This is a genomic window from Vibrio sp. 1978, assembly GCF_033344345.1.
In genome coordinates this window covers 1-3889 of the sequence record NZ_JAWPOP010000059.1, presented here as the reverse complement: position 1 = coordinate 3889, position 3889 = coordinate 1, and the positions used below count along the sequence as shown (strand labels likewise).

At 49.9% G+C, this 3889-nt stretch carries 4 protein-coding genes and 1 pseudogene; all 5 read right to left on the bottom strand.

All coding sequences use genetic code 11. From position 1 onward, the window contains the following. Window positions 1–1847, bottom strand: a 1847-nt coding sequence (locus tag R8N49_RS24235) for a phage tail protein (RefSeq protein ID WP_318190117.1), incomplete at its 3' end; no start/stop codon positions are given. Then, window positions 1783–2211 (bottom strand): hypothetical protein, encoded by a 429-nt coding sequence (locus R8N49_RS24230; protein ID WP_318190116.1) that lies wholly within the window; start codon window positions 2209–2211, stop codon window positions 1783–1785. The genes R8N49_RS24235 and R8N49_RS24230, both read right to left, overlap by 65 nt. Beyond that, on the bottom strand, window positions 2208–2660 hold the full coding sequence (locus tag R8N49_RS24225) for a DUF1833 family protein (protein ID WP_318190115.1): 453 nt from the start codon (window positions 2658–2660) through the stop codon (window positions 2208–2210). The genes R8N49_RS24230 and R8N49_RS24225 overlap by 4 nt, the downstream gene beginning before the upstream one ends. A 9-nt stretch (window positions 2661–2669) precedes the next feature. Then, the gene (locus R8N49_RS24220; RefSeq protein WP_318190114.1) at window positions 2670–3251 is read right to left on the bottom strand and encodes a hypothetical protein; all 582 of its coding nucleotides are present in this window, start codon (window positions 3249–3251) and stop codon (window positions 2670–2672) included. After that, window positions 3251–3889, bottom strand: a pseudogene (locus tag R8N49_RS24215) (hypothetical protein); the annotation flags it as partial. The gene R8N49_RS24220 and the pseudogene R8N49_RS24215, both read right to left, overlap by 1 nt.

The following is a 3889-nucleotide window of genomic DNA, read 5'->3' as shown; positions in this document are numbered from 1 at the left end:
CCATAGACGTTATTCCGACACGCATCGATGACCGCATCGGCAATCGAACGAGTCGCCTGCTCGGCGTAACTGCCATCGGATTGGCGCACGGGCAGGATGCGCGTAGAGTCATTCCAATACTGGCTGTTAGCCTGCTGGCTGAGCGCGTTGGTGGCTTTGATTTTTAACGTGATGATGGATTCTTCATCGTTCTGATAATCGGTTTGTATCACCGATTTCAGCCCCATCCATTGCACCTCATCAAACACCTTGGTCGATTTGGTAACATTACTGACTCGGCGACACCCTACCTCCCAGCGACCAGGTGTTAATCCCATCTCTTCTTTTAGCCACTTAGTTAAGCGCTGAGGGGTGTTATCCGATTCAGTTAGGGTAAAAGCATGGGTCTGATAAGCGTCAGTCGAACCTTCAGGTCGTACACGCACCTCCCAATCACACGTTCGTGACCTAAGCCTACCTTTATCGTCCAGTCTTCCAAGACCGCGAGGGAAAATAAAATCCAGACCGATATCTAATGCTGTGGCATCGCTTGGTACACACAGAAAATCCCCGACCCACTCTGTCTCTAGATCACTTTCTAATACGGATAGCTGCGCGGTCTCGCTGCTCATATTGATAAAGCCTGGCCAGTCTGGCACCTCTATAAGCGTATCAGAGGAAACCAGCGCCAGTGTGCCAGCGCTGTCTTTGCAAACATAGGTACCATCATTCCCAACCGCTTCATAGACTCGCACATACACGTTAGTCATTGGCGTAAAGGTCGTAACGACACCCCCACCATCAGTTTGAACGGTGATACGAGTCGCGGATATAAACTCGTTCACAATAAAGGTGCCTGAGTTCACCCCTGCGCCAGTAATGACAATGCGATCACCAACGCTAGTCGAGCCCCAGCCTAGCGGGTTTTCAATTTCATCAGGAAGAGGTTGCGGGTCAAGCTCATCGCCATCATCGCCCATGTCGTGAAAGTGAATGTTTCCTTCGAAAATGAGGCTGTCTTGAGTGGATGAAGTGATCACCACATGCTGGCCCTCATCCCATGGCCATGCGTCTCGTCGGAGTGCTGTTCTGTATTCACGATTATCACTCGGACCAGTGCTGTAACTAAACTCAGACCAGAGCTCGATTTCATTACCAACAAAGCGAACCTCGCTGCTGGAGACTTCAGCGACCCAATCGGAGGTCACACCATCGAGCGTTAAACCGCCCTGACCGTCTGAGCCACCCACCTCTTTCGAGGTCCAGACAATGTGATGAAAGTGATCCACCACTTCACCTGGTAGATACGTTCTGATTTCGATATCAGGGTTAATGGCATTGATGACAGTTTCACCGATCACATGCTTGTGATAAAGAAACTTACCAATCCCCTGAGAAAACGACTGATAGTAATACTGCTCGTTATCAATGTACTCCCACCAATCTGGCGCGATAACATCAGGGTAATGCGGCATGCGCCCATAGCGAACGGGGACGGGGTTGCCTAGTTTTGGCTTGTTCCCCTGCGCGTTGTAGTTATAGACGGAGCTGGCTTGTTTGGTGTTTTGGTTACCACTCATGTCTGGCATGTTGGTAAACGTGTACACGGCGGTGGCAGCTGACAGCGCTAATGCGGCGTAAACCACCCAGTCCAAACCTGTGCCTAATTTTGGCCGAATACTGATGACATCACCCTCACCAATGACCACATCCAGATCATCAAGCTCATTAAAGTTGAGCGTGGCCGCAAGTGACTCACCAGGGCAGTGCTCCGCAATCCAATCTAATAGTCGCGTTCCCGCTTTAACCGGATGAACTTTCCGTTGGTCCTTTCGGATCGGATGATAAAACTGAACGATGTGGGACATGTCGGTAAAACTCCACGGTATTAAATCGGCGTCGGAATTGGTTTAGAGGTTCGATTTTGATGGCCTGCCCCAGCGTGTGGATGACATAACCTGGCATTTGCTCAGTGGTGAACACGCCGCAATGCCATTTCGACTCGCTGCTAGCGACAACCATGCAGCCGTGTTCGGGCTTTTCGATGGGTTCAACCAGCTGGCCGAGATGACCATCCATCAACCCTTGGGCTTGGTCTGGTGTGACAAAACGGTCGGCATACGTTGGCAGCTCGTCCAACTGATAAAGACGTTGCCACGCTTCCCGAACCAGCAGCACACAACCATCAACAGGAAAGTGGCCAAACGGCAACGAACGAAAGTAAGCGATCATAAATATTTCAGTCCTGGGTGAGTTTTGGTGGTGTATAACCGACGCATAAAACGGCGGTTGGTTAAGTCTTTCCATGTGTTTGTCAGGGTGACCGTCATGGTTGTAATTTTTGCTGAGGTCATGGTGAGACGAATGCGTTTATTGCGCGGCTGGCTTAAATCGTCGGTGTCGTATTCTCGATAGATACTCACGACAGGAATCACCGGCTCATGACGTTTTGCCGTCTCAATCGACTTGGCCAATGTGAGGTCGGTGTTCGGCGCGGCCACGGTCAGCGCTTCCTGCCCTTTGGTGGCTTTGTCGGGCAACTGAAAAGCAAACTGCCCAGCGGTAAACAAGACCATCTCGCCAGACTCGATTCCGGCATGGAGGTCAATTCCGTCCTTTACATAACGCAACACCCCACCAGATAAGGTGGGGTGTTGATATTCAATAGTTGAAAGGATCACAAGCGTTCCTTATTCGGGGTAAAGCAAAGACTCTTCGGCGGATAATGCCGCTCTTTCTAATCCTGAGAGAGTGTCTCGCGACAGGACTCGGGCTGTGTATTGTTCAAGCGTATCAAAACGATACGCCTGGACTTCAGCCGTTAGTTCCCAGCGGGAAATTCTATGATAAGGATGGCCAGGTTCAGGTCGCACACCAGTACAAACCAAATCGCTATCCTCGCCAGGCAGTAAAGTAAATTGCACCTTGTGTATCACCAGTCGCATATCCCCCGTAAGTAAAGGAAGATAAAACCATTCCAAACCGCCATTGAGTTCATTAAGCAACCAACTTTCAAACACTTCTTTCTGTTCACCATTAAATTGAAATTTAATAGGAACCTGAACTGGAGCAACCCGACTTCGACGACGCATCGTTGCTAGGCCCAAGTCCATATTGGACCGGACGACGGTCTTACCATATCGATATTTATACCCTTTAAGGCTGGGTTCTGGCAGGATCCCGTTGCCAAAATAGCTGCATGGATAGAGAAGAATGTTAGGGTTTAGGGCGGCCAACTCCTCTGGCGTGGCTTGATTAAGAGTATTGTCCACTATTTATATCCCCCAGGTTGAACCCCAAGTTTTTGCTGGATGTAAGAAAAATACTGACCACCACTTGAAGCATCTTTCATCATGATGCGGATAACTTTCTGCTCATCATCAACTTCAGCTGAGGTTCCGGGTGGCGCATCATGAATATTAATAATCCACGGTTGCTTTTCCCCCGACGAATTGACATTCGAGCGCCTGTTATTGGCCATCACAGCGGAATACATCTGATCCAACTGCTTAGCGCTTTCATTGGTATAAACCCGCTCGCCTTTATCCAACAGCCAGGTGCCTTCACTCGGTACACTGCTTATCCCGTTGTGAGCCATGCCTTTCATTTGGGTGCTTTGGATAGTGCTGACAATACCTGCGGTTGTCGCAGCCACACTAGCCATAGCGGGAATGTTAGCTGGGAACGGCAATGCCGCGGCTGATGCAATACCCTGTTGAATTTTGACAATGGACTCAGCAATGGCAAAAGCTTTTGACGCGGCAAACATCGCCTTGAATATGCCAGACTGCTCACCGGCAAACGTGCCCGCAACATCAGCCATGCTGCCAAAAAGGTCAGAATAATTACGGAGCTGGACAAGTTGCGCAGCCTGGCGAGCCTTCGCTTCCGATTTCTCAATGTCAGTGAG

Bases quoted from the DNA above. Each gene is read 5' to 3' on its own strand.
- R8N49_RS24230 (WP_318190116.1), bottom strand. From the start codon at position 2,211: ATGATCGCTTACTTTCGTTCGTTGCCGTTTGGCCACTTTCCTGTTGAT.